General features: G+C 60.8%; 4 protein-coding genes and 1 pseudogene. All 5 read right to left on the reverse strand.

Annotated elements, in window-relative coordinates:
- Positions 1-601 (reverse strand): GNAT family N-acetyltransferase (locus DBR18_RS26845; RefSeq protein ID WP_108592604.1); only part of this gene is annotated, 601 nt, incomplete at its 3' end.
- A 14-nt stretch (positions 602-615) separates the two neighbouring features.
- Complete coding sequence (locus tag DBR18_RS26850; protein WP_108592591.1) at positions 616-2,871, reverse strand: Orn/Lys/Arg decarboxylase N-terminal domain-containing protein; 2,256 nt, start codon at positions 2,869-2,871, stop codon at positions 616-618.
- A 217-nt stretch (positions 2,872-3,088) separates the two neighbouring features.
- Positions 3,089-3,847, reverse strand: coding sequence for a DNA polymerase III subunit epsilon (gene dnaQ, locus DBR18_RS26855; protein ID WP_007965849.1), 759 nt, complete (start codon positions 3,845-3,847; stop codon positions 3,089-3,091).
- 227 nt (positions 3,848-4,074) lie between these two features.
- Positions 4,075-4,536, reverse strand: a complete 462-nt coding sequence (gene rnhA / locus DBR18_RS26860; protein WP_003224162.1) for a ribonuclease HI — start codon at positions 4,534-4,536, stop codon at positions 4,075-4,077.
- Positions 4,537-4,627: 91 nt separating this feature from the next.
- Positions 4,628-4,757 (reverse strand): annotated as a pseudogene (locus DBR18_RS26865) (SAM-dependent methyltransferase); the annotation flags it as partial.

Genomic DNA, 4,757 nt, shown 5'->3' on the forward strand with positions numbered 1-4,757 from the left:
GAGGCGATGCTGGCGAGCTGAGCGGGTTTTCCAGCGGGTTATCGAACAGTCGATACCAGAACAGCGCAACTTCCGCGGTGTTCGGGTCAATCCCGCGATAACGCAGATGGTCGATGCCACCCATCTCGTAGCCACAACGCTCATACAGGCGACAGGCACCGAGGTTGTTGTTCTGGGTTTCGAGCATGATCCCCGGCAGCTTTTTCTTGCGACTCCAGAACTGTGCGACATCCAGCAACGCCTTGGCCACACCATGCCGGCGCGCCGGTGCATGCACCGCCAGTTCGTCGATGTGGGCAAAGCCGTTCCAGTTGGTGCTGATCACCAGATGACCGACCGGCTCGTCGTCCAGATACGCCATGAAAATCGCGCTGTCGGCGGCATCGCGATAGCTGCTGAACTCTTCAGGGTCGATGCCGTAGCACTTGCGATATGGCACGATCGGCGTCACCGCCCAGCGCTCGACCGGCTGGCCGATCACCGCCGCGCCGTAGGCAGCTACCTCGAAACTGAAATCGCTGCCCCAGATATACGCTGCGAAACCGTCGTCGGCGACGCGCACCGACAACCCTGGGTATTTCGGATTCATGACCGGTTGCATACTCGGGAAGGTCCTCATTCCTTGACGCAATCGACGGTGTAATGCCGCCCATTGCCCTCATCTTCATGTTGCAGTCCATGCACATCGACGACAAAACCGGGGAAGCTGCTATCGAACGTGCGGGCGAACTTCAGGTAATCGATGATCGAGCGGGTCGCCTCGGTGAAGCGTTCACCCGGCATGATCAGCGGAATGCCCGGTGGATACGGCACCAGCATCACCGCCGCAATCCGTCCCTCCAGCTCATCGATCGGCACCGCCTCGACTTCGCCACGCACCAGATGATCGTAGGCGTGGGCCGGCTTCATGGCGATTTCCGGCAGCACCGTGTACATGCGTTTCAGGTGTTTGGCGGTGGCGTTGCTGCGGTAACAGGCGTGCAGTTGATCGCACAAGTCACGCAGACCCATGCCGCGATATCGCGCGCTGTCCTGTTGCGCAACACAGGGCAGGCAGGTTGCGAGACTGACGTTGGCGTCGTAACTGCGCTTGAACTCCAGCAACTCGGTGAGCAGCGTGCTCCACTTGCCCTTGGTGATGCCCATCGAGAACAGCACCAGGAACGAATACAGCCCGGTCTTCTCCACCACCAGCCCGCGCTCCCAGAGGAACTTGCTGACCACCGCCGCCGGGATGCCTTTCTCACTCAGCGCGCCGCCGGCATTCAATCCGGGCATGACCAGGGTCACTTTGATCGGGTCGAGCAGCACGTAGTCATCGCTGACTTCGCCGAAGCCGTGCCAATCGGCGTCCGGTTGCAGCAGCCAGTCTGCGGTCTGCACCCGGTCGATGCCTTCGACGCCCGGCGGCTGCCAGATCGAGAACCACCAGTCATCGGCGGCGATGTGCTGGCGCAGATTGGCCAGCGCCCGGCGAAAACTCAGCGCTTCGTCGAAGGTTTCCTGCAACAGCGACCGCCCGGCCGGACCTTCCATCATCGCCGAGGCCACGTCCAGCGAAGCGATGATGCTGTACTGCGGCGAGGTCGAGATGTGCATCATGAACGCTTCGTTGAAACGGTCACGGTCCAGTTGGCGCGCGCCGCCGTCCTGCACATGAATCATCGAGGCCTGGCTGAATGCGGCGAGCAGCTTATGGGTGGAATGGGTGGTGAACACCAGCGGGCTGTCTTCTGTGCGCGAGGTGGCCATGCCGTAGCGCCCGGCGAAGAACTCGTGAAACGCCGCATAGGCGTACCACGCCTCATCGAAATGCAGCACTTCGACGCTGTTGCCCAGGCTCTGTTTGATCAGCTCGGCGTTGTAACACAGTCCGTCGTAGGTCGAATTGGTCACCACCGCCAGTTTGACTTTCGGCGCCCGGCCCTTGGTCAGCGGGCTGGCGTCGATCTTGGCCTGGATCGACTCGCGGCTGAATTCGCTCAGCGGAATCGGGCCGATGATCCCCAGCTCGTTACGCTCGGGGCACAGGTAGAGCGGGATCGCGCCGGTCATGATGATTGCGTGCAGCACCGACTTGTGGCAGTTGCGATCCACCAGCACCAGATCATCGCGGCCGACCATCGAGTGCCAGACGATCTTGTTGGCAGTCGAGGTGCCATTGATCACGAAAAACGTGTGATCAGCGCCAAAATTGCGCGCCGCGCGTTCTTCAGCTTCAGCCAGCGGCCCAGTGTGATCGAGCAGCGAACCGAGTTCCGGCACCGAGACCGACAAATCCGAACGCAGGGTGTTTTCCCCGAAAAACTGGTGAAATGCCTGCCCCACCGGACTCTTGTGATAAGCCACGCCACCGCCATGCCCGGGTGTGTGCCAGGAATAATTGGAATCGGCGGTGTGCTGCACCAGCGCCTTGAAAAACGGCGGCAGCAGACTATCCAGGTACTTGCGCGCCGCCCGCGCCACTTGCCGGGCGAGAAACGGCACGGTGTCTTCGAACAGATAGAGAATGCCGCGCAGTTGATTGAGCTCGGCCATGGCATCGGCGGGGGCGTTTTCCAGGGTGACCTGTTCGCCCAAGGCAAAGATCGGCAGATCCGGCGCGCGCACCCGGGCCAGGCCGATCAGTTCGGCCATGTTTTGCAAAAGATGGGAATGGGTGCTCGCGTCTTCGGCCGCGATCAGCATGCACGCCAGACCATGATGGGTCGACGCCACCAACCGCCCTTCGGTGTAATCGATGGCCGACACGATATTGAAACCTTCCTGCTCCAACTCCCGGGCGATGCCGCGGATACGGTCACCGGCGACCGTGTCGGCCTTGATGTCGCGATGGACGATCAACACCGGAAACTTCAAATCTTTGTACATGGGGCTCAGTGTCCTGAGGCGGCGGATCAAGTCAGCCAATGCACTCAGGGTAGAGGGTTGCAGCGAAAGTGGCGAGGGTGGCCAGTTGGCTTCATTCAGCCAAAAGCAAAAGATCGTCCGAACGCGGCCCGAACCTTCGGCAGCTCCTACATTGGAATGCAATCCCCTGTAGGAGCTGCCGAAGGTTCGGGCCGCGTTCGGACGATCTTTTGATCTTTCAGGCCTGAGCATCAGCCTCGGCAATCTGCGTCCACAACGCTGGCCCACCCGCCGACTTGGCGATGATTTCCAGCCGCGCCATATGCGCCGCCAGTTCCTCTTCCGTCGCCCGAATGATCCGCGCAGGCTGACGATCCGCCGGCAGACGACGGATTTCCGTGGCAGAGTTGTCCGCGCCCTCGCCCGTGCCATTGCCGTCGGAAGCGTTGCCGGCCAGCGACAGGCTGGTCTGGCCACCGGTCATGGTCAGGTAGACGTCGGCGAGAATCTCCGAGTCGAGCAAGGCGCCGTGCAGTTCACGGCCGGAGTTGTCGACGCCATAACGTTTGCACAGGGCGTCGAGGCTGTTGCGCTGCCCCGGGTGACGTTCCCGAGCCATCATCAGGGTGTCGAGGATGGTGCAATGTTGGGTGATGTCCGCACGATCGTGCTGGCCCATCAAGGCGAATTCGTTGTTGATGAAACCAACGTCGAACGCCGCGTTATGGATGATCAGCTGCGCGCCGTTGATGAACTCGAAGAACTCGTCGGCCACTTCGGCGAAACGCGGTTTGCCGACAAGGAATTCGTTGGTGATGCCGTGCACGCCGATCGCGCCTTCGTCACTCTCGCGATCCGGTTGCAGGTAAACGTGAAAGTGCCGGCCTGTCAGGCGCCGACCGATCAGTTCGACACAGCCGATTTCAATGATCCGGTGACCATCGGTCACCGGCATGCCGGTGGTTTCGGTATCGAGTACAACGGATCTGGTGGCCATCAGTGTTCAGTTCTCAACGGGGTCAATCGTGCAAAAGCGGCGATGTTAACACGCTCACGGTGCGCTTCGCCCACCACCGCTTGATCGGCACCGATAACCCTGTAGGAGCTGCCGCAGGCTGCGATCTTTTGATCTTGCTTTCGAAAAAACAAAATCAAAAGATCGCAGCCTGCGGCAGCTCCTACAGGGGAATGCATTGCAGATGGAGGGAGTGAGCCTGCTGGCAATCAGCTCTGCTTGTACCCGCGAACCTCATCCACCCCACGGTTGGCCAACTGGTCGGCCCGCTCGTTGCCGTGATGCCCAATGTGCCCGCGCACCCACTTCCAGGTGACCTTGTGCCGGTTGACCTGCTCATCCAGCTCTTTCCACAGATCAGCGTTTTTCACCGGCTCTTTCGCGGCTGTCTTCCAGCCGCGCTTTTTCCAGTTGGCCATCCACTCGTTGATGCCTTTCATCACGTATTGCGAGTCGGTCACCAGCAGCACTTCACAGGGCCGCTTCAAGGCTTCGAGGCCACGGATGGCGCCGAGCAGCTCCATGCGGTTGTTGGTGGTGTTGGCTTCGCCGCCCCACAGTTCCTTTTCGACGCCCTTGCACACCAGCAAGGCGCCCCAGCCGCCCGGGCCGGGGTTGCCCTTGCAGGCGCCGTCGGTGAACAGTTCTACGCTATCGACGCTTTCGCTCATGCCACTCTATCCAGAAAAATGCCTGGCCCCGTCAATCGCGGATCGACGATGGCCGCGGCCGGAGCAGGTCCGGCCACTATAAAAAGAAGGTTTACGGTTCGATACGACGGCGGTTGACCTTGGCCATCGGCAGCGGAATCAGCTTGCCCATCGGCTCGCGGCGTTCCTGACGCACCGGACGCAGGCCGACCACGATCTTGCGCGCGACCAATAAATATAAG

The sequence above is a fragment of the Pseudomonas sp. HMWF021 genome (assembly GCF_003061005.1).
Lineage (GTDB): Bacteria > Pseudomonadota > Gammaproteobacteria > Pseudomonadales > Pseudomonadaceae > Aquipseudomonas.